Annotated in this window: 17 protein-coding genes and 3 pseudogenes; 10 read left to right on the top strand and 10 right to left on the bottom strand. The window is 69.3% G+C overall.

The features are described 5' to 3' along the window. Positions 1-232: 232 nt before the first annotated feature. On the top strand, positions 233-373 hold the full coding sequence (locus tag ACP4J3_RS45740; RefSeq protein WP_426543292.1) for a hypothetical protein: 141 nt from the start codon (positions 233-235) through the stop codon (positions 371-373). Here ACP4J3_RS45740 and ACP4J3_RS45735 read toward each other — a convergent pair. From ACP4J3_RS45735 to ACP4J3_RS45720, 4 genes are all read right to left on the bottom strand, one after another. Beyond that, positions 366-1655 carry a YbfB/YjiJ family MFS transporter gene (locus tag ACP4J3_RS45735; RefSeq protein WP_426543290.1) on the bottom strand — a complete coding sequence of 430 codons (1290 nt, stop codon included), beginning with the start codon at positions 1653-1655 and terminating at the stop codon, positions 366-368. The two genes, ACP4J3_RS45740 and ACP4J3_RS45735, sit on opposite strands and share 8 nt — an antisense overlap. A gap of 590 nt (positions 1656-2245) precedes the next feature. Further along, a complete protein-coding gene (locus tag ACP4J3_RS45730; RefSeq protein WP_426543288.1) occupies positions 2246-2551 on the bottom strand; it encodes a DUF1330 domain-containing protein in 306 nt (101 codons plus the stop codon). Continuing rightward, on the bottom strand, positions 2551-3237 hold the full coding sequence (locus ACP4J3_RS45725) for a type 1 glutamine amidotransferase domain-containing protein (RefSeq protein ID WP_426543286.1): 687 nt from the start codon (positions 3235-3237) through the stop codon (positions 2551-2553). The genes ACP4J3_RS45730 and ACP4J3_RS45725 overlap by 1 nt, the downstream gene beginning before the upstream one ends. Before the next feature lie 86 nt (positions 3238-3323). After that, entirely contained in the window at positions 3324-3917 is a 594-nt protein-coding gene (locus ACP4J3_RS45720) for a TetR/AcrR family transcriptional regulator (RefSeq protein ID WP_426543284.1), read from the bottom strand. A 346-nt stretch (positions 3918-4263) separates the two neighbouring features. Here ACP4J3_RS45720 and ACP4J3_RS45715 point away from each other — a divergent pair, with 346 nt between their 5' ends. Beyond that, positions 4264-5463 carry an AAA family ATPase gene (locus tag ACP4J3_RS45715; protein ID WP_426543282.1) on the top strand — a complete coding sequence of 400 codons (1200 nt, stop codon included), beginning with the start codon at positions 4264-4266 and terminating at the stop codon, positions 5461-5463. A 20-nt stretch (positions 5464-5483) separates the two neighbouring features. Continuing rightward, positions 5484-7103, top strand: coding sequence for a VWA domain-containing protein (locus tag ACP4J3_RS45710; protein ID WP_426543280.1), 1620 nt, complete (start codon positions 5484-5486; stop codon positions 7101-7103). Between the two features lie 706 nt (positions 7104-7809). Here ACP4J3_RS45710 and ACP4J3_RS45705 read toward each other — a convergent pair. Both ACP4J3_RS45705 and ACP4J3_RS45700 read right to left on the bottom strand, forming a co-directional pair. Beyond that, positions 7810-8558, bottom strand: a pseudogene (locus ACP4J3_RS45705) (transposase); the annotation flags it as partial. Between the two features lie 71 nt (positions 8559-8629). Next, positions 8630-9268 (bottom strand): annotated as a pseudogene (locus ACP4J3_RS45700) (IS630 family transposase); the annotation flags it as partial. Positions 9269-10169: 901 nt separating this feature from the next. Between ACP4J3_RS45700 and ACP4J3_RS45695 the strand changes: the two are divergent. After that, positions 10170-11018, top strand: a complete 849-nt coding sequence (locus ACP4J3_RS45695; RefSeq protein ID WP_426543278.1) for a hypothetical protein — start codon at positions 10170-10172, stop codon at positions 11016-11018. A gap of 29 nt (positions 11019-11047) precedes the next feature. Here ACP4J3_RS45695 and istB read toward each other — a convergent pair. The 4 genes and pseudogenes from istB to ACP4J3_RS45675 form a co-directional block, all read right to left on the bottom strand. Next, positions 11048-11812, bottom strand: a pseudogene (istB, locus tag ACP4J3_RS45690) (IS21-like element helper ATPase IstB); the annotation flags it as partial. Continuing rightward, complete coding sequence (gene istA, locus ACP4J3_RS45685; protein ID WP_426543276.1) at positions 11809-13446, bottom strand: IS21 family transposase; 1638 nt, start codon at positions 13444-13446, stop codon at positions 11809-11811. The pseudogene istB and the gene istA, both read right to left, overlap by 4 nt. Positions 13447-14066: 620 nt before the next feature. Then, positions 14067-14378 (bottom strand): DUF6192 family protein, encoded by a 312-nt coding sequence (locus ACP4J3_RS45680; protein ID WP_426543274.1) that lies wholly within the window; start codon positions 14376-14378, stop codon positions 14067-14069. Next, positions 14263-14685 carry a DUF6192 family protein gene (locus ACP4J3_RS45675; protein WP_426543300.1) on the bottom strand — a complete coding sequence of 141 codons (423 nt, stop codon included), beginning with the start codon at positions 14683-14685 and terminating at the stop codon, positions 14263-14265. Before ACP4J3_RS45675 ends, ACP4J3_RS45680 begins: the two co-directional genes overlap by 116 nt. Before the next feature lie 162 nt (positions 14686-14847). On the opposite strand from ACP4J3_RS45675, the gene ACP4J3_RS45670 reads away from it, so the two are divergent. The 6 genes from ACP4J3_RS45670 (at position 14848) to ACP4J3_RS45645 (ending at position 20464) form a co-directional block, all read left to right on the top strand. Then, positions 14848-15204 carry a hypothetical protein gene (locus ACP4J3_RS45670; protein WP_426543272.1) on the top strand — a complete coding sequence of 119 codons (357 nt, stop codon included), beginning with the start codon at positions 14848-14850 and terminating at the stop codon, positions 15202-15204. A gap of 581 nt (positions 15205-15785) precedes the next feature. Continuing rightward, positions 15786-16535, top strand: coding sequence for an SDR family oxidoreductase (locus ACP4J3_RS45665; RefSeq protein WP_426543270.1), 750 nt, complete (start codon positions 15786-15788; stop codon positions 16533-16535). A 446-nt stretch (positions 16536-16981) separates the two neighbouring features. After that, a complete protein-coding gene (locus ACP4J3_RS45660; RefSeq protein ID WP_426543268.1) occupies positions 16982-17821 on the top strand; it encodes a helix-turn-helix transcriptional regulator in 840 nt (279 codons plus the stop codon). A gap of 246 nt (positions 17822-18067) precedes the next feature. After that, on the top strand, positions 18068-18661 hold the full coding sequence (locus tag ACP4J3_RS45655; RefSeq protein ID WP_426543266.1) for a TetR/AcrR family transcriptional regulator: 594 nt from the start codon (positions 18068-18070) through the stop codon (positions 18659-18661). Between the two features lie 105 nt (positions 18662-18766). Beyond that, entirely contained in the window at positions 18767-19501 is a 735-nt protein-coding gene (locus tag ACP4J3_RS45650) for an NADPH-dependent F420 reductase (protein WP_426543264.1), read from the top strand. A 261-nt stretch (positions 19502-19762) separates the two neighbouring features. Beyond that, entirely contained in the window at positions 19763-20464 is a 702-nt protein-coding gene (locus ACP4J3_RS45645; protein WP_426543262.1) for a nitroreductase, read from the top strand. Positions 20465-20482: the final 18 nt, after the last annotated feature.

Genomic DNA, 20482 nt, shown 5'->3' with positions numbered 1-20482 from the left:
CGAGGACGCGGCTTCTTCTTCCCCATACTCTCCATGATGGACATCATCCTTCTGGGGCCGAAGCCCCTGATCTTCGATGTCCGTCAAAGCGGATCAAGCCCAATCCAGGGTGACAGTAGACACAGTGGAGCCTTTCGTTGGGGTGAGTCGTTGCATGCGGTGGCTGGCCACAACCTCCCTGGGGGTGGCAGCCCCAGGAACGCCGCACTGGCCGGATGTGCCACTCAAGGGCGTGAGTGAGCTCGGAGACTTCCTCAAGGAGCAGCGGGCGCAGATCGCCCCCGAGCAGGTCGGGCTGCCCGCCGTGGGCAACCCTCGCCGCGTCGGTGGGACTTCCTGGATTCGGCCAGAGCTGCTCTTCCTCCTCAGCTGATCCGGTTGTGAGGGGTGCGGGGAGGTTGGGGAGCATGAGTGTGTGAGGGGCGCGGCGTGGGCAGCTTGTGTGTCAGGCGGGAGGGTTCGATCATGTGGCCCAGCCGGTGCGGATAGCGGACCCTGAGTGCTGCGGCCGCCACGGTCGCGACTGCCAGGATGACGCTTGCCAGCAGCAGGGGTGCCGAGTAGCCGGTTGTCAGCAGGGGCCGGGAGATCACAGGGCCGATGATCTGCCCGATGCCATACCCGGCGGTCAACAGTGCGACGGCTCGCGGGACTTGGAGGTGCTCGCCGAGGGCCAGTGCCAGGGAGGCGATCCCCACGAACGTGCCGCCGAAGGCAGCCGCCGCGACGAGCGCGCTGACGCTGCCGGGAACCAGCCCGGTCAGGGCGATACCGGCGGCCTGGAGCATCAGGGCCGACGCCAGGAGGGTGGGGCGGCTGAACCACCGGGCCAGGGCCGTCCACAGTGCCGAACCGGGGATCGCGGCCAGTCCGACGACGACCCATGCCCCTGCGCCGACCCAGCCGGGGGCGTCCTGGGTGATCGAGGCGACGAGGAAGGTGCCGGCGATGATGTAGCCGATGCCTTCGAGGGTGTAGCTGAGCGCCAGTGCGGTGAACCAACGGTGTGTACGGGCGCGGGTCTTCGCCGCGCTTGCCGCCTGCGGGGCCGGCGGGTCGAGTTTCCATGAGGCTGCGGTCAGCAGCAGCGTCAGGACGGTCGCGATCCACCACGCCGTATGCCAGGTCGCCACCTCGCGGACGGCCAGGACCAGCACTCCCGAGAGCACGATCCCCGCACCGATACCGCCGAATCCCCAACCGATCAGGTGCGGGGCGGGCCGGCGCAGTCCGGACAGAAGCGCCCCGACCGCATAGACGAAGGCCAGCGCGCTGGTGAACCCGGCGATGAGGCGCAACCCCGACCAGAGCGTGACGTCCGTCGTGAGCGGCATCAGGGCGAGAGAAGCAGCCATCACGATCATCGAGGCACGCATCACCAGGCGCGAGCGGACCAGCTGGGGCGCGAAACTGCCGGCCAGCGCGCCGGCCAGGTAGCCGACATAGTTGGCTGTCGCCAGGTTCGCCCCGCTCGTGGCCGAGAGGCCGGCCTGGTCGTGCATCAGCGGCAGGATGGGGGTGTAGACGAAGCGGCCGACCCCGGTGCTGGCGGCCAGTGCGGCGGCTCCCTGGGCCGCTGTGACCCAGGGAGGGGTTCCGAGAAGTCGGCGTTGAAGCCGGCGTTCGGCCGAAGCTCGTTCGAGGGTGAGAGTCACGACAGGGTCCTGCCTTTCTGGAAGTCCTGGCACGATGCGGCCTGATCGGGCGGCGGCGTCTTCGGCGCCAGGTCCGCGGCGGCATCGCCACGAAGACCCTTCGGGCCCATGGGTGGCCTCAGCGGGGGGTGAAAGCTGGATGTCTGACGTTCGGGTCACGGCGTCGCCTGCGCGGTGACGGCTCCGGCGATGAGGTGTCGCCGTCGGTGAGCTTCGACCAACACGCGGTTGCGGGAGGGCTGGTGCGGCACGGCTGCGATGAACGCGTGCGCCGTCGTCACCGGGCACGTCGCCGTACTCGACCGCCGACCCAGCGGTGATGAGGCCGGGTCGGGCGTGTCGAGAAGCGTGCTGTGCCGCACGATCAGCGGGGTGAGGCCGGTGCGGGAGGCGGCGATCAGGTCGCCGCTGACCGGCGTGGCGTCTGCGGCTCGACAATGCCGGTCTGCGCCGCACTGCGGTGCAGACCGGTCACCTTGTCGCCGCGGGCACTTGTCGATGCGGGCAGCGGGGTGCTGGGCGAGCCAGCGACCGACCGCTTCGCCGGCTCCGGCCTGGCATACCTTCGGATGGCCGTCGGCCGAGCAGCCTCAGCGGTCGTGGGTGTCGTCGACTCCTTCGACGATGAAGACGCGGTAGTCGGAGCCGGCTTGGCGGTGGGGCAGTGCTGCCTGGTAGGCCGGGCTCTCGTACCAGGCCCGCGCGTCCTGGGCGCTGGGGAAGCGGTGGATGAGCACACCGTCGAACGCGGTGCCTTCCAGGGTGTCGATCTCCCCGTATCCGACGACCGGTGTGATCTCGTGGCCTGCCCGGGCCGCCCGGGCCGAGCTGGCGTAGAGGGCCAGCTCGGCCGGGTCGGTCACACGCTCGCGGAGCATGACGACGTAGGCGCTCATCAGCCGGCCTTGGTGACCAGCTCGATCAGGGCGTCGGCTGCGGGAGCCGAGGAGGCCGGGTTCTGCCCGGTGATCAGCAGACCGTCCTTGAGGACGTAGGGCTGCCAGTCGCCGCCCTTGGAGTAGACGCCGCCGAGCTTGATGAGTTCGTCCTCGACCAGGAAGGGGACGACCTTGGTGAGCTGGACGGCCTCCTCCTCGGAGTTGGCGAACCCGGTGACCTGCTTGCCCGCGACCAGCGGAGTGCCGTCCTCGTTGACGGTGTGCCGCAGCACACCGGGAGCGTGGCACACCAGCCCCACCGGCTTGCCCGAGCGCAGCGTTGTCTCGATCAGCCGCGCGGAGTCGGCGTCCTCGGCCAGGTCCCACAGCGGTCCGTGCCCGCCGGGGTAGAACACCGTGTCGAAGTCGCCGGCCGAGACCGCATCGAGGCGCTCGGTGTTCGCCAGTGCCCCGGTCGCCTCCGCGTCGGCCTCGAAGCGCCGGGTGTCGTCGGTCTGGAAGGCGGGCTCGTTGCTCTTGGGGTCCAACGGCGGCTGACCGCCCTTCGGCGAGGCCAGCGTGATCTCCCAGCCGGCCTCCTTGAAGCGGTAGTACGGCGCCGCCAGCTCCTCCAGCCAGAACCCGGTCTTACGGCCGGTGTCCCCCAGCTCGTCGTGCGAGGTGAGAACGATCAGAACCTTCATGACACACTCCTTGATCGAGTAGACCAGTCTACTATTGACGAGTGAACAGCTCCCCGTGACCGGATCGGGCACGGGGAGCGGGACTTCTACAGGTGCAGAAGCCTGCGGGTTGCCGCCGTGACGGTGTCGAGCGGGGTCAGACTGCGGTGGATCTTGGCCATGACGCTGGCGCCGAGCCACATGTCGTACAGGGCCTGTGCGACGTCGCCGGGCTCACCGTCGACCGAGAGGGAACCGTCCTCCAGGCCGTCGGCGATCGTGCGCTCGATGCGGTCGACGATGGCACTCGTGCCTTCCTTCAGAGCCAGGCGCATCGACTCGGACAGGTCCGCGACCTCGGCGCCGAGTTTAACGGCCAGGCACTTGCCCTGGCACTCCTCGAGGCCCTGCGTCTCCCGCCACTGCCGCCAGTAGGCCATCAGCCGCTCGCCCGCCGTCTGACCGGAGTGGGCGAGAACGCGGTCCATGTCCGTGAGGTAGTCCGCGAAGTAGCTCTTCAGGATCGCTTCACCGAATGCGTCCTTCGATGCGAAGTAGTGATAGAAGGACCCTTTCGGCACGCCGGCCTCCGCGAGCACCTCATTGATGCCGACAGCTGAGTAACCCTTGCGGGCCATGATCCGCTGGGCAGTGTCGAGGATGACCCGACGAGTGTCTGTGGTGCGCGTGGTTACCGACATGTGTGCACCATAGCATCCGAGTAGACCAGTCGTCTACAGGCTGTGCGGCAGAGGGCGACAGTGCGGCAACAGGGCTGGTCGCTGAAGTATCCGAGCGGTGTGTGGGGTGGCGCTTGGCCACCCACCAGAAGACGGGTGCCCGTTTCGAGGAAGCACCATCAGCGCCAAGAACCCCGCCGGAGTGACGTCAGAACTCGGTTCTGGCGTAGATCCTGGGGAGCGGTCGCGGAGGGTTACCGCGGTGTTCGATCGGGCCCTCGGGGAGCTGCTTTGTCACGTCGTCGTAGTTTGGGTCCGAAGGGCCGTCCCGTCAGCCCAACAGGGCGTCGCAGGCAAGGAGTTGAATTTGGACTTACAGGACGCGCAGGACACGGCCAAGAGACTGCGGGCGATCAGCGACGAGCTGTCGGACCGTTTCTACGAGCGGGCCGACGTGGTGCGGACGCTGGTGGTGACGCTGCTGGCCGGACAGCACTCGTTGGTGCTCGGCCCGCCCGGAACGGCGAAGTCCGAGATGGCCCGGGAACTCACGGGCAGGATCCAGGGGGCGGCCTACTGGGAGATCCTCCTGTCGAAGTTCACCGCGCCGACGAGGATGTTCGGCCCCATCGACGTCGCCGCGCTGGCCCGGGGCGAGTACCGCCAGGTCTACGACGGCCGCGCCACGACCGCCCATGTCGCGTTCATCGACGAGATCTTCAAGTGCTCCACCGCGGCGCTGAACGAGACGCTGGGCTACCTCAACGAGCGGATCTACCACCCCGAGAACGGCGGCGAGCCGATCCGCTGCCCCCTGATCGGAGCCATCACGGCGAGCAACGAACTACCCGGCGAAGAGGACGCCGCCGCGATCTACGACCGCCTGCTGGTCCGGATCGAGGTCGGATACCTCGAAGACCCCTCGAACTTCGCCGCGCTGGTCCGCTCCGCCGTCAGCCATCCGGCGGCACCGTCACGCACCACCATCGAGCTGGCCGCGTTGCAGCACGCCGTGACCGAAGCCGTCCCGGCCGTGGACGTCCCCGACGTGATCGTGGACGCGGTGTGCACGCTGCGGGCCGCCCTGCGCCGCAGGGAACTCGTCGCCTCCGACCGCCGCTGGCGGCAGGCGGTGGGCCTGCTCCAGGCGTCCGCATACCTCGACGGCCGCCCGGCGGTCGAGGAGTCCGACCTGTCGGTGCTGACCCACGTGCTGTGGGACTCCCCCACCGAACGCCCGACCGTCGAGCGCGAGGTGCTGCAACTTGTCAACCCCGACGCCAAGGAGGCGCTCGACGTCGCCGACACCATAGAGGAACTGGAGGCCCAGCTCGACGCCATGGCCGGACAGTCTCGCGAGGCGCTGAGCGAATGGGTCATCAAGAAGGCCCACAACCAACTCGCCATGGCGGGGAAGCGGCTGGAGAAGCTGCGCCAGGAGGCGGCGAGCGCCGGCCGCTCCACCGCCGCCATCGACCGGGTCACCGGCCGCCAGCGCGCCGTCCGCGCCCGCGTTCTCACCGAGGCCCTCGGCGTGGACGCGTGCATGGTGCAGGCCCACCTCTGAACACCGGGGTGATCAGGACCATGGGCAGGACAGAAAGGACACCGCGCAAGCTGGGCGAGCTGGCGAGCCCGGCCGGGCAGTGGCTGGGCCTGTCCGCCGCCGCTCCCGAGCGGCACACCACGGCCGTCGTCGCGGACCGGTTCGACCGGATCGCATGGCGCGACACCTATGAGCAGTCGGCCGGACTGCGCGATCTTGCCGAGGAGCTGAACAGTCGCTACGACTACACCACCGACCTCCTGACCGACGCGTTCCTGGCCGCCTACAAGGTCAGACCGCGGTTGCGCGAGCGCGAGGAAATGGACCCCTCCCGGCTGGTCAACCACCAGGTCATCACCTCACTAGTGGACTCACTCGAGTTCGCCGGGCTGCGCCGGGAGACGGTCGGCGACCCCTACGCCGCTGCCATGGCCGTTCTCGCCCAGGCCGCCGCGCTGCGCGGGCTGCTGGAGCACTCCCGGGGGGCTCAGGCAAAGACCGAGCGGGCGAAGAAGGCCGAGCAGGACGCCGAAGACGCGGCGAGCGCCGTGGGCGAGGCGCTCCGGCAGGCTGCCGACGAGGCCGCCGAAGACGGCACCGTGCCGCCCCTGGCCGCCGACGCCGTACAACAGGCGGTCGAGACCGCGGAGGCCGCTGCGCGGCAGGCCGCCCGGGACGCCGCGCAGGTCCTTGCGGCGGCGGTCCCCGGTGTCCGTGTCGGCGCGCGGAACGCCGCGGCGCGGGCCGTCGAGGCCGTGCGGGGCGAGGCGACGCTGATGCGGGCCTGGGGCGTTGGTCCCGGCGAGCTGGAGCGGATGCCGTTCGAGCAGCGCGCCCGGCTCGCCGAGCGGCTGCGCACCGGCCGTCTCGCAGAGTGGGCCGAGCTGATCGGCCGCTTCCGGCGGATGGCCGGCGGTGAACGCGCCCGCAAGGTGGAGAACGCCGCCGGGGAACTGGTCGGCGTCACGCTCGGCAACGACCTCACCCGCGTCATCCCCTCCGAGCTGGCCAGCCTCGGCCTGCCTGAGCTGCGAGCGGTGTTCGCCGCGCGCTACGCCGCCGGGGAGCTGATGCTCTACGACAGCCAGGGCGAGCAGGCCACCGGCCAGGGCGCCATCATCGCGTGCGTGGACACCTCGCACTCCATGTACGAGGCAGGGCCCGGCGGAGTCACCCGGGAGGCGTGGGCCAAGGCGTGCGCCCTGGCCCTGCTGGACCAGGCCCGCGCCTCGGGCCGCGACTTCGTCGGCATCCTGTTCTCCGCCGCCGACAAACTCCAGATCTTCCGCTTCCCGGCCGACCAGCCCGCCGACATCACTCAGACCCTCGACTTTGCGGAGACCTTCCTCGGCGGCGGCACCAGCTACCAGAGGCCGCTGTCAGCGGCCGCCGAACTGCTGGAGGAGGAGTTCAACGACACCGCCCGCTCGCGCGGCGACATCGTGATGCTCACCGACGACGACTGCGGCGTCACCGAGGAATGGATGCGCGACTGGAACGACGCCAAGCACCGGTTGGGCTTCCGGGTCTTCGGCGTCGCCGTCGGCACCCCGCGCGCCGCCGAAGACGACTCGGTTCTTGAGGCCCTGTGCGACAACCTCCGCTCCGTCGAGGACCTCACCGACGTCCACGCCGCCGCCGACCTCTTCCGCGTGATCTGACCCGGCCCCCTCCCCCTCAACGCCGACACAGGGAGAGGATTTGTTCCATGGCGCAGAAGAAAGAGGCGACGGCTGTGCAGGCGCTTCCGATACACCCCCAGGGCGGATTGCGAGTGTTCGGGCTCGCGTGACCCGCACACCCCACCGCCATGCCGACGAGATTGACGTCCCGTCAGGTGTCGGCCTGTCCCCGCCGTCCTGGGCTGTGGCCGGTGACGGTGCTAGTCATACAGGCGCCGACGCATCATTCTGGGACTCTCTCGTGTTCGATGAGATCGACGACGTGGACGTCGAGGCAGTGACCGCCGCCTTCGGCACGATCGACGTGACAGCGAGAGGCCGGGCGGCCGGTGCAGCATGTCCGGACTGCGGCCGCTTCTGGACCGGGTGCACGACTCCTACCGGCGCAGGCTGAAGGATCAGCCGCTCAGTGGGCCGAGCGTCGTGATCCATCTGACGGCCGGCGTTTCATCTGCGGCGCGGAGAGCGGCGTGCAGCGGCCCTAAGGATGTGCGGTGATGTCCGATCCGACCGATGGAGGCGTGGAAGTCTGGAGGGCGAAGAAGGGAGGCAGTCGCGGATCGCTTGGCGCCGTGCTCGTCCGGCTCAAGCAACCTTCGCAAGAGCCGGACGGTCTTGCCAGATACCGAGGTCGGGCAGTGCCCTTGCCGACGCGCCGACATACGGGCAGGAGACGACTTGCCGAGACGGCGCACAGGTACAGCTTGCCCTCGCCGGTTGCGTGCTCGGTGATGTCCGTGAACCACAGCCGGTTCGGCCCGTCCGCGGTGAAGTCCCGCCGCACCAGGTCATCGTGGACCGGCGGCCCGGCCTTGGCTTTCTTCCCGCGGCCCCTGCGCTTGCCGAAGACACTCCACCAGCCGTTGTCCCGGCAGATCCGCCAGGCGGTCCGCTCGGCCATCGCCTCACCGGCGACGCGCGCTTCGTCGAGAAGGAATCGGTGGCCGAACTCGGGATCGTCGCGGTGCGCGTCGAACAAGGCGTTGGCCCGGTATGCCTCGGCCAATTCGGCGTTGGTGACCGGCCGGTCCAGCCACCGGTAGTAGGGCTGGCGGGCCAGCCCGAGCACCCGGCACGTCACCGCCACCGGCACCCGGCAAGGCGCAGCGGCGGCGGCCAGCTCGCGGACGAGCGGGTACATCATTTTGCCGGCAGGTTCGCCTGCGACAGATACGCCGCCGCCCTCCTGAGCACCTCGTTCTCCTGCTCCAGCAGCCGGATCCGCTTCCGCGCCTCGCGCAGCTCGGCCGACTCACCCGATGCCGTTGCGGGCCTGGCGCCCTCGTCGGTCTCGGCGCGGCGCAGCCACTTCGACAGCGTGATCGGGTGGACGCCGAAGTCGGCGGCGATCTGTTCCAGCGTGACGCCGGGCTCGCGGTTGCGCGCGACTCGCACGACGTCCTCGCGGAACTCCTTCGGATACGGCTTGGGCACTGCGACATCCTTCCAGGCCGCCTCTCAGCAAGCCAGGTCAGGTGTCACCCAACCCTGCAGCAGTCCCGTTGCGCCTCGATCGGGTTGGCCCAGGAGGCATAGGTCGGGGTGAAGCACCGTTCGACCTTGTTCTTCTTCGCCCAGCGGCGGATGTCCGCACTGGCATGGGCGGAGAGGTTGTCCAGAATGATGCAGATCGGGGCGCCGTCGGGTCGGGCGGCGCGGATCGACTTCAGCGCGGCCAGGCTGCTGTTCACGGTGCCCTTACGACTGCGGTTCGCGCCCCACAGCCGATCGACGCCGACCGAGTAGCAGCCGTGAAAGTAGGTGACGCCGTGGGTGCGGCGGTAGGTCGTGGGCAGACGATTGGGCTTACCCAGTTTCGCCCAGCAGGAGCCCGCAGTCGGCCGGATCCCCAGCGGCCCGAACTCGTCGAAGGCGAAGACCCGGTCTGGGAGGCGTTCCAGCACCTGTTCGATGCGGCCGAGCTTGGCGTCGCGGTCGGGGTCGGGTGACTCTTCCCAGGTCTTGGTGCGCTGGAAGGTGATGCCGCGGCGCAGCAGGCACCGTAAGGCCTCACGGCCAATGCGGATGACGCGGCCGTGCACACGGCGCAGATAGGCGGCGAGTTTACGGATCGACCAGCGGGTGAAGGGCTGGCCGAGCATGGTACGGCGGGTGGTGGCCGTCTGGATGACGAAGTCCTCGTCTAGGGAAGGAGACGTGACATTCAGAGGCTGTCCGGTCGGACGCCTGCAGAAGCCGGCCCATTCGAGACGTCGGAGCGTTCCCCCGCCTCCGCCGCCTGGGCCGGGGGTGGCCGTGGCCCCTGGCCGCCATCGCCGCGCCGTCGTGAACCTGCTGCAAGGCCGCGTTCCGTCAGCGGTCCGGCCCTTGATCGCCCCGGCGACGGCCTACATCGCGTGCTTCTCGCTCGTCACCCTGAGCGGGCTGATCCTCCTGCCGGTGCAGTCTCTCGCAGAGACCGTGACTAGGGACGCGCCCAGACGCGCACTACCCGTCGCCTGGACAAGGCGGCGCGGGCGATCGTAGCTGGCGCATCGACCAGCACACCGCACTCACTAGCCAGCTCTGAGCCGCGTGGACGTCTCCACGGCCAACACCGCCCGCATCGTGTACGAGGCGATCCGCAGAGGGGCGGCGGCAGGGGAGAATGGGGTCATGACGACGTGTAAGAAATGCGGTGTGCGAAAGCGCAGTTGGCCCCGTTCCTGCTCTCGGTGCCGTTCGGAGTCGGACCGGGCGGCCGCGCCCGCGGCCGCCGCCGACGTGGCCGTGGCGTCAGGGCTGCTTGGGTGGATCAGGCGAGGAGTCACGGGAGTTGTCCGGCTGGTGCTGCGTACGCTCGACTGATTCGTTGGTGCTGGCGAGGTGTGCAGGCCGGAAGTCAGGCAGGCTGGCTAGGGCGGCGTTCAGCGGACCCACCGAGGCGACCCCAACTGGCCCCAGTTCTAGGATGATTCGTGAAGATCAGGCGTTGTTAGATGGCTCCGGAGAGCGGCTTGGTTTGGGACCACTGGTTTGACGCCGAGGTGGGCGGTGTAGCGTCTGGGAGCTGGTGATCAAGCCGTTCGGGGAGGGGCGGGGCAGGTGCGGGGGATCTGGGAAGAGACGCCGCGCGGGCTGCGTGCCGGGTGCGTGGCGCTGTGGGCGGTCGGCGCGGTGCTGCTCGGCCTGGGCTGGTGGGGAGATCACGCGGGATTCTGGGCGGACAAGGCGTTCTTCACCAATGTCTTCTCGTCTGTGACGGCCGCGGCGTTCGGCGTCCCGCTGGCCCTGGTGATCCTCAACCGGGTCGCCCTGGTGCAGGCCGAGGCGGTGGAAGCGCGTGCCGGGCGGCGTCTGGCCATGCGGGTGGCCGGTGATTTTGCCGCGTCCGTGCCCCGGCTGGTCCCCGGGCCTGCGGCTCGTCTTGAAGACGCGGCCGCCGGGCTGCTCGCGGTGGAGCGGACTGCGCAGGCAGCCCTCAGGGGCTGGGAGCCGAACCGGGACGACGGCGCTCTCGCTGAGCTCCGGCAGCAGCTCACGGACGGGACGCTGGAACACGCCCTCGAGGAGTTTCGTGCCGCGGTGCGTCCGGGCAGTGCGGCTGTGCCGGCGGTGGCGGAAGTGGCGGCGCACTGGTCGTTTTTGAACACGACCGTGCGCAGCAGGCTGCTGGAGACCGGCGGGGCCTGGCTGAGCGCGCATCTGGCCGCCCAGATCGACGAGTACGTATCCCGGCTGACGGCCGACCCCTATCTGGACGGCTGGCTGCGCGACCTGGACATCGCGCAGCGTCGGTTCACGGGCAGCGGGGACATCTCCGGGGCATTGCAGGAGCTGTGGCGCCAGCTGGAGATGGGATCCGAGGCGGCCGAGGCCGTGATCGGGCTCGGCACTTTGAGCCGGGAGGCTTGGGCCGTCCTGGCACCAGCAGATGCCCGTACTGCCGCATGAACCGGTCTATTTCGCTGTCTGGTCTTGTTCGCTTTGGTGCGGGCAAGACGGTAGGACTCGGTGCCGGTCTCGATCAGGGTGGCGTTGAAGGTGAGCCGGTCCACGATCGCCGCGCAGAGCCGCGGATCTGTGAACGTCTTGGACCAGCCTGTGAACGCCTCGTTGGAGGCGATGGCGATGCTGTTCTTCTCCTCCCGCTCGGTCAGCACCTGGAAGAGCATCTCGGCGCCGCGGCGGTCGAGTTCGAGGTAGCCGAGCTCGTCGATTTCCAGAAGGTCGACGCGTCCGTAGCGGGCGATGGTCTTGCCGAGCTGTTTGTCGTCGGCGGCTTCGACCAGCTCGTTCACCAGGCTGGCCGCAGTGGTGGAGCGGACGCGGTAACCGGCCATGGCGGCCTGGGTGCCCAGCGCGATGAGCAGGTGGGACTTGCCGGTGCCGGAGTCCCCGATCAGACACAGGGGGTAGCCCTTGGTGATCCAGTCGCAGGTGGCGAGGTTGTGGATGGTAGCCGGGTCGACGTTGGCGTTGGCGGTGTAGTCGAAGTCGCGCAGGGACTTTTCGCGGGGGAAGTGGGCTGCCCGGATGCGGCGCTCGGCCCGGCGGCGGTCGCGGTCCTCGCACTCGGCCATCAGCAGCTCGGCGAGAAAGCCGGCGTAGGAGAGGCCCTCACGTTCGGCGCGGGCGATGGTGTCGGCGGCCTGGGCCCGCATGGTGGGCAGCCGGAGCATGCGGCAGGCGGTGTCGATCGCGGCGTCGGACGCCTGGGCGGTGAGCGCGTGATGAGCGGCAGTCATGATGAATCCTTCCGGCGCAGGTGGAGCAGTTCGTCCCACTGCTCCAGTCGGGGCAGGGGTCGGGCGTCTTCGGGCAAGGGCCCGGTCAGGCGACGCGCGGTGAGGTGGCTGACCTGCGGCATCTGCGGGCCGGGCGGTTCGAATGGGTCCGGCGGTGCCGGGGTGGCGGTGACGGTGGGGGCCCGGCCGGCGGCCTGGGCAGCCTTGCGGGCCTCCAGGGCGACCACATCCTCGCTGCAACTGCCTAGTTCGACCGCGGCACGAAGGCCGGCGATCACGTCGGCGTGCTGCTGATGTCGGTGCAGCAGCAGGATCCTGACCAGGGCTTTGGTTCCTTCGCTCTCGCCGAGCTGCTGTTTGGCCAGAGCCCAGAACGCCTCATGTTCGGCGGTGAAGGCGCCCTCGGCGCGGGCCTGGTGCAGTGCCTCGGAGCCCTGAAGCGCGCCGGGCTTGCGCAGCAGAACCTCCAGGTAGTGGTCCAGGATCAAGTGCTCCAGACCCCGGCCCGCGAGCCGGGCATGGCGGGCAATCTCCCGCCGGTTGTCGAACACGACCAGGGTGTCGCCGGTCAGGTGGACGGTCACCTTGCGGTCGATGAACCGGACCGGGACGGAATAGGAGCACATCTTGACGGTGATCCGGCTGTAGCGGTCGACCCTCGGCTGGAAGGTCATGGCCGTCTCGAACGGCTCCGGCGGCAGCGGCAGCAGGTGCGGGGCCTCACGGGCGAAGTCCTGGCCGATCGTGCGGATCCGCGAGCCGATCCGACGCTCCAGCTCCCGTGCTTCGAATCCGGCGATCTGCCGGTTGAGATCTTCCAACGTCTCCACGCGTGGGACAGGGGTGAGGTAGTTGCGACGGAAATAGCCGACCTGGCCCTCCACTCCACCCTTCTCGTGCGCGCCGCGAAGTCCTGGCTCGCAGTAAAGCGGGGTGAAGCCGTAGAACTCGCGCAGCACGGTCCACTTCGGGTTCTCCTCGCGCAGCCGACTGCGGAACATGACCTTGCTGACCGCCGGGGTGAGGTTGTCGTAGCGCACCTGACCTGCCGGAACACCGCCCAGAACGGTCAGCGCGTGCACGTGTCCCTCGAAGAACGCCTGCTGCCCGCAGGAGCGGGAGATGCGGTGCACTGCCCGGCCCGAGTAGGCCAGGCGGAACGCGAACAGGTAGCACTTCACCCGCTGACCGGCCAGATCGACCCAGACCTCCCCGAAGTCGACCTCGGCGTCCGCACCCGGGGCGTTGTGTCGCGTCAGGAAGCCCTCGACCGGCACCCCCTCTTCGGCGATCGCCTGGCGGCGGGCGGTGACGAAGTCGCGCACCGTGGTGTAGGGCAGGGTGACCCCGAACTCCTCCTCCAGCCGCGTACCGATCCGCTTGGCCGTGTGTCGCTGCTTGCGCGGCGCCTCCAGATCAGCACGGAGCCACTCGTCGACCGTCTTCTTGTACGGCTCCATCCGCGGCGAGATCCGCACCGGCCGCTTGCGCGGCTGCGGCACCGGCGAGGCCAACGCCTCCCGCACCAGACGCCGGTGCACCCCGTACTTCCTCGACAACGCCCGGATCGACAGCTGCTGCTGCCAGCTGTCGCGACGGATCCGGTCAAACAGCTCCTGCTTGGACAAGGACATCCGCAGCACCCACCCTCGGCGGACCACATCCACCGTGACACCGCAAGTCCCGAGGTGGGGCCACTTCGCCTCGCCACCACCCCTCAGTGCCCCCGAACGCCCCTCGCACTGGGGCCAGTTGGGGTCGCCTCGGTGGGTCCGCTAAACGCCGCCCTAGCCAGGCAGGCCCTGGTGCGGAAGTCGGCCTCCTGAGCAGCCCTAGTGGCAGGGTGGATGTGGCCGAGGCGCGGTGGGACAGAGGTAGCCCTGCCCATGGGCAGGGCCACCGACGATCAGTGGTCCGGATCTGAACATCTGGGTGGCGAAGTCTGCCGGCCGCTTCCCCGGGGACATCCGCTGGATGGCTCTGATCAGCAGATTGAATACTCGTTGCGCCTTTTCAGGCTGCCTGTGCGAGGGAGTACGGGCAGCGTCACGCCGCTCGGCGGGACGGGCTGTGCGGCGGGTCAAGCGCCTCGTCCCGGTCGGTGACGTTGGCGGCCGTGACCATCACCGTCAGGACCAGGCCGCGATGGTCGCAGATCGGTGCCGTTTGCGCCCGTTGTTCTGCTTCCCGACGTCGTACCCTCTCGTGTTCTTGCTGACGGTCTCGGGTGCCTTCACCGACTGGGAGTCCACCATCACCGATGGCTGCGCGAGGTTTCTTGCCGACGGCGAGACTGATACGGCGGCGGAGCTGGTCGCGGATGACATTGATGACCCCGGCTGCCGCCCAGCGCCGCGTCGACATCGACTGCCGGTGTCCACCGCGGTTTCGATCCAGTCCAGGGTGGCGCGCGCACCCGTGCCACGTTCGTGTGGATGACCGTGCGTTCGTCATCGGTCAAGTGCCGTTCGCGCAGCCGCGGGACGATGCGGCCGGCGTTCGCGACGAGCTGTGGCAGGCCAAGGACCAGGTCCAAAAGCTCGGTCGCGTGCTCGATGCGCTTCACGGTGGGCGCGATGGGGGTTGGTGCGTTCGAAGCGCTCGCGGGCCTGGCGGCTGCGCTCGACCTGGGCGTGATTGACCTGGTGCCTGGCTGTGTCGTCGCTCATGGCGCGGAAGGCGACGTCCGGGCGGCGCAATATGTCCGTGGTCACCTTGCCCGCCACCTCCTCATCACGGGCCAGGGTGTGGATGGCATTGACCTTTTCCTGGGTGGACACCAGCTTGGCCACTTGATGCCCGGCCCGCCGCCTGGCCGCATCCGGAGTCCACCGGCGGCGGCCGGTTGCCTCGTCCAGCGGCGGGTACGCCAGTGCGACGAACCGCTCGTCCTCGTCCGCGATGTTCGCCAGAGTGCGATGGACCGTGTAACCGTGTAGGAGACGCCCTCCTTGCGCCGGTCATTGGGGAACCGCGAGTCGGTCCAGCGTCGGCTCTCCACCGCGGCGTAGCTCAGGCCGATGTCCTGGGCAGGCATGAACAGCGCCTCACGCACCGTCAGCAGGTTCTCGCCGGGGCCGTCTTGTGCTGCCCATCGTGCGGGCGCATCGGCTCGCAAGAACTCCGCTGCTGCGGCGCGGCGGGTCCACGAACTGATCGAGGAGGGGGTCCAGGCCGGCGTTTTCCGCGCGCTCAACGGGCATTTCGCCGCCCAGGTCGTGGCTGTGACCATCGACGCGGTCCAGTCGGGGGTCCTTCTGGAGAGGACCGGCCTGACCGCCGGCGACGCCTTCTCCGAGCTCGGGGACCTCCTGCTGGACGGGCTCAGTTCGGAGCGGGGCGCATTCGAGCCTCCTTCCGCAGCTGTGCGCTGGCCCAGGAATCAGGTCTAGGCGCCCAGGTAAAGCCCGCGAAAGGGGCGCACCTCGCGGATCGTCTCTGACAGGCTCCGCGTTCTTGGTGGTGAGGGTGATGCTGACGCATAAAGATCCCCTCACGTCCGGGCCGCCGATCCTCCCGCCGTGGGGCCATCGGCGGCCACCTTTGGTGGTCTGAAGATGCAGGCCAGGTGCCCTGCTCTGGGCGCTTTCGTCCGGAGTGCGGGGCCGTCGGATTTCCGCCTTCGACGATTGACGCGGGCCTGTACATCCCCCGAAGGCACCCCAGGTCACACATGGTGCGAAGCCCTCCGCGATCACTTGATCGGCCAATGCGACGTACCGACGGTCGACCAGGAACGGCCTGACGGATGTGCTCCTGTGTGGGTCGTCTGAGGGGCTCGGGCCCTGGGGCCGGTTGGCCGTTCAGTTCCCTGCGCACACCGAGCCGACACCAGATCCACTGGGCGGTTCAAGGTCCTCTCCACCAGGCAGAGACGGCCGATCCATGGATGAACCTTCCTCTCCCGCGCCTGCGCGGGCGCTCCTACGGTCGAGGCCGCAACCGCTCACCGCTACGAAGGAGCGAGACCCCCATGAAGATCACTGGCAATACGATTCTGATCACCGGCGGAACCTCGGGCATCGGCCTCGGTCTGGCCCTGCGCCTGCAGGAGGCCGGCAACAAGGTGATCGTCGCCGGCCGGCGCAAGGAACTCCTCGACGAGATCACCGCCGAGCACCCGGGCATCGACGCGCTCGTCCTCGATGTCGCGGACCCCGACTCGATCCTCCGGGCCCGTGAAACCGTGGCGGCGAGTCACCCGGGGCTGAACGTTTTGGTCAACAACGCGGGCATTCAGCAGCTGGAGAGCGTCCTCGACCCGGCCGGGCTCCAGGTCGCCGAGGATCACGTCGCGACCAATCTGCTTGGCACGATCCGGATGACCTACGCCTTCCTGCCCCTGCTCGCGGGCAAGGACCACGCGGTCGTCATGAACGTCACTTCCGCGCTGGCGTTCGTCCCGTTTCCCATCACGCCGACCTACAGCGCGACCAAGGCCGCGCTGCACTCCTTCTCCGAAAGCCTGCGCATCCAGCTCGCCGGCGCTGACGCGGGCGTCCAGGTGATCGAGGTGGTCCCGCCAGCTGTGCGCACGACCCTGCTCGGCCAGCAGGACAACGAACAGTCCATGCCGTTGGACGACTTCCTCACCCAGACCCTCGACCTGCTGCGCGACAAGCCCGACGCGAAGGAGCTGGTCGTCGAACGCGCCAGGTTCCTCCGCGACGCGGTGGCCAACGGCTCCTACGACGACGTCCTCGCCATGATCAGCAGCAGCTGACCGACCTATGCCCGACTCGGAACAACGGCACGCGCGCGGGCCTTGAAGGGCCACGTCATGGAAGAACGCGAGCTCGACCCGCCTCGGGGAGGTCCTCACCCAAGACGCGGCAACGGTCAGTTAGCGCCTTCGGCTTCGCCCCGGTCGTCGCAACGGCGACGACCGGCTCCGTCCTCAGCACCGGCGGCACGTCGAGCACCCATCACACGACGGGCATCCGACATACCGCCGACAGAGCCGCGAATTGCCCAGCGGGGCAGGCAGGTCAAGGACCATCGGGTCGTCTCGCGGCGAGTGCCCTCGGCGTCGGCCGTGCGGGCTGTCGGCGGCGGCTGAACCCTGATTCACCCGTCGCCGACACGGGCGGCTTCGGGCATGAGGGGACTGCTCAGCCATGGATCGGCGGTCCCTGGATAGCCGAGCGGGATGCGGCGAGGATGGGTGGCATGGACAAGAAGGAACTGGCGGAATTCCTGCGCCACCGGCGTGAAACGCTGCGGCCTCGCGACGTCGGGCTGATCGAGGGGCCACGCAGGCGTACGCAGGGGCTGCGCCGCGAGGAGGTCGCGCAGCTCGCCGGCATGTCCACCGACTACTACGCCCGGCTGGAACAGCAGCGCGCTCCGCAGCCCTCCGTCCAGATCACCGCGGCTCTCGCCCGGGCACTGCGGCTGACCCTGGACGAACGCGACCATCTCTTCGTCCTCATCGGCCACAACGCCCCGGCCCGCTTCCACCGCTGCGAACACGTCAGCCCGACGCTGCTGCGGGTCCTGGACCGCCTGGACGACTCCCCGGCCCTGGTGCAGACCGACCTGCTCGACACGCTCGCCATGAACCCCGTGGCCGTCGCACTCTTCGGCGACCAGACCCGCCACACCGGTCTGGCCAGCAGCGGATACTACCGCTGGTTCATGGACCCGGCCGAGCGTCTGGTGTATCCCGAGGAGGTCCACGATCACCACGGCCGCGCCCATGCAGCGCGCCTGCGGGCCGCGCTGACAGCCGGCAGCGACACCCCCCGAGCCGCCCGGATCCTCGCCGAACTCCAAAAACACAGCCCCGAGTTCGTCCGCATGTGGGAACTTCAGGAGGTCGCACAGAGCTACGACGACTGCAAGACCATCCTCCATCCCGAACTAGGCCGCATCGACGTCGACGCCCAACTCCTGTTCACCGAGAACCGCGCCCAGACCCTGGTGGTCCTGACCACTCGCCCCGGCACGGAGAGCCACAGCAAGCTCGAACTGCTCTCCGCCATAGGGCACCAGCAGCTCACCCCCTGACGTCTTCGGCCGGGGGCCGAGCCGACGTGGCACGGGAGGGGCCGGACAAGGGCACCCCGGAGCGGTGCAGCCCGCACCACTTTTGCCCCGCGCTCTACGGCCAAATATGTCGGCCCCCTGCGTTGTTCCGGCTCCGGGCTCAGTCCGTCCATTTGACCGGATGCTGCCTCCGCTTTACTCTCGAAAATGTACGGAGGCAGCATCCGTTTTGATGCGGCCGCACGATCACGGTAGGCAGGAGGGCGCATGAGCGCCGGTGAACTGCGGGGACGCAAGCCTCGCGCGGACGTCCAGCGCAACCGGACGGCCCTCCTGGAGACCGCGCAGCGTCACTTCTTGCAGCACGGGGTCGGCACCTCTCTTGAGGCGGTGGCCAAGGAGGCGGGCGTCGGGCCCGGCACCCTGTACCGGCACTTCCCCACCAGGGAAGCACTGCTGGCGGCCGTGCTACAGACGCGCTCCGAAGAGCTGGTGGCCCGCCAGGCGGACATCGATCAGCTCGGCGACCCGGCCGAGGCGCTGGAGCAGTGGCTGCGGGCGATGGAGGAGTACTTCAGCGCCTTCAGCGGGCTGCCGGACCCGCTCATGGCCGCGGCCCGGGCGCAGGAGCCGGACAACCCGCTCACGATCCCCTGCCACATCCTCATCTCCGCCACCGATCAGTACGTGCGAGCCGCGCAGCTCGCGGGGCGCGTGCGCGCGTCGGTGCGGGGGAACGACCTGTTCCTCGCGGCCTGTTCCATTGCCTGGATCAAGGGCACCGGCACCGAGGAGGAGTCGCTCGACCGGCTCCGCGCGCTCATCGCGAGCGGCTACCGCCAGCAGGACACCCAGGCGTAAGACGCCAGACACCGCGCTCCGCCCCCGCATGGCCAGGTGGCACCACCACACAGCCATCACATCGCGCTGCCCTAGGGGGCAGCACAACCTTGTGAGGAACAAATCATGAAAATTACTGTCATAGGCGCTGGCGCCATCGGCGGGAACCTCGCTGCCAAGCTCAGCACAGCGGGTCACGACGTCCAGGTGGCCGACGCCCGCGGCCCCGAGGCCATCCGGGCCGAGGTGCTGGAGTCCGGGGCCCGCGCGGCGGAGCTCTCCGTCGCCGTCCAGGACCGGGACGTCATCGTCCTGGCCATCCCCTTCGGCGTGGCCGGAAAGCTGGCCGACCTGTTCGCCTCGGTCCCCGCCGAGACGGTGATCATCGACACCTCGAACTACTATCCGCACCTCAGCGGGCAGATCGAGGCCGTGGACAACGGCGAGGTCGAGAGCGTGTGGAACGCCAAGCAGCTGGGGCGCCCCGTGGTCAAGGCATGGAACGCCGCCCTGGCCGAGACCCAGCGGACCAAGGGTGTTCCGGCCGGAACACCCGGCCGCCTCGCCATCCCCGTCGCCGGCGACACCGAGGAGGCGCGGCGTGTGGCCATGCGGCTCGTCGACGACACCGGCTTCGACCCCTACGACGCCGGCACGCTGGCCGACTCCTGGCGCCAGCAGCCGAACAGCCCCGCCTACTGCACCGAGCTGACCCTCGACGAGCTGCCGGCGGCCCTGGCTGCGGCCGACCGCGCCAAGGACGCGGCCATCCGCGACAGCCTCCCGGAACGCTTCGCCGCCCTACCGGCCAACCCCACCGTCGACGACGTCGTCGAGATGAACCGCGCCGCCCACCGCTGAGACTCGCGACGCGCCCTCGTGCACGCAACGGCACGACGGCGCACCACGACACGAGACGAACACGAAGAGCACACAGTCCCCCGCGCTGCAGCCTGCAGTCTCGGCACGCCGCCGCCCGCGAGCATCCGCATGCCTGCCGGTACCCGCAACGGTGCGTCCCGCGCCCGGCCCTTACGTCAGCTGCCTCGTCACATGGCCTGCCGTACCGCACTGCGCGGCGGCCGCCGTGGCGGTGACTGTGCGCCATGGAGAGGAACCGCCGTGCCCGGCACCGCATCACCCTTCACCGACATCGCACGCTCCCGCCGCTCCCCCCGGCGGTTCATGTCCACCGCCCTGTCCCCTTCGGACATCCGCGGCGTGCTGGAAGACGCACAGACCGCCCCCTCCAACAGCAACACCCAGCCGTGGACGGTGCACGTCGTCTCGGGTGCGACGCGCGACGCCCTGGCCAAAGAGCTGCTCCAGGCCGAGGAAGAGGGGCGGACCTCCCCGGATTTCACCGATGGCTACGGCGAGGAGGGCATCTACCTCGAGCGGTCGCAGGCCCTGGGCGCGAATGTCTACCGGGCCCGGGGCGTCGAGCGCTCGGACCGGGACGGCAGGAGGGCGGCGGTCCGCGAGAACCTGGAGTTCTACGGCGCTCCCCACGCCGCCTTCCTGTTCATGCCGGCACTCGGCGACGGGGTACGGACGGCCGGCGACATCGGCATGTACGCACAGAACTTCCTGCTCTCGCTGGCGGCCCGGGGGCTGGCCGGCATCCCGCAGACCGTACTCGGCGTCTACGCCGACACCGTCCGCGAGTTCCTGGGCGTCCCCGCGGAGCTCAAGCTGCTGTTCGGCATCTCCTTCGGCATGGCCGACCCGGCGGCACCAGTGAACACCCTCCGCACGGAGCGGGTCCCGCTGCAGCGGAGCGTGGTCCTGCATGACACCCCGGGAGTCCTCGACACGCCGTAGCTCCTCCGCCCGCAGGAA

Origin of the sequence: Streptomyces sp. UG1 (genome assembly GCF_049974585.1) — a bacterium.
Lineage (GTDB): Bacteria > Actinomycetota > Actinomycetes > Streptomycetales > Streptomycetaceae > Streptomyces.
This window is presented reverse-complemented; position numbering and strand designations above follow the sequence as displayed.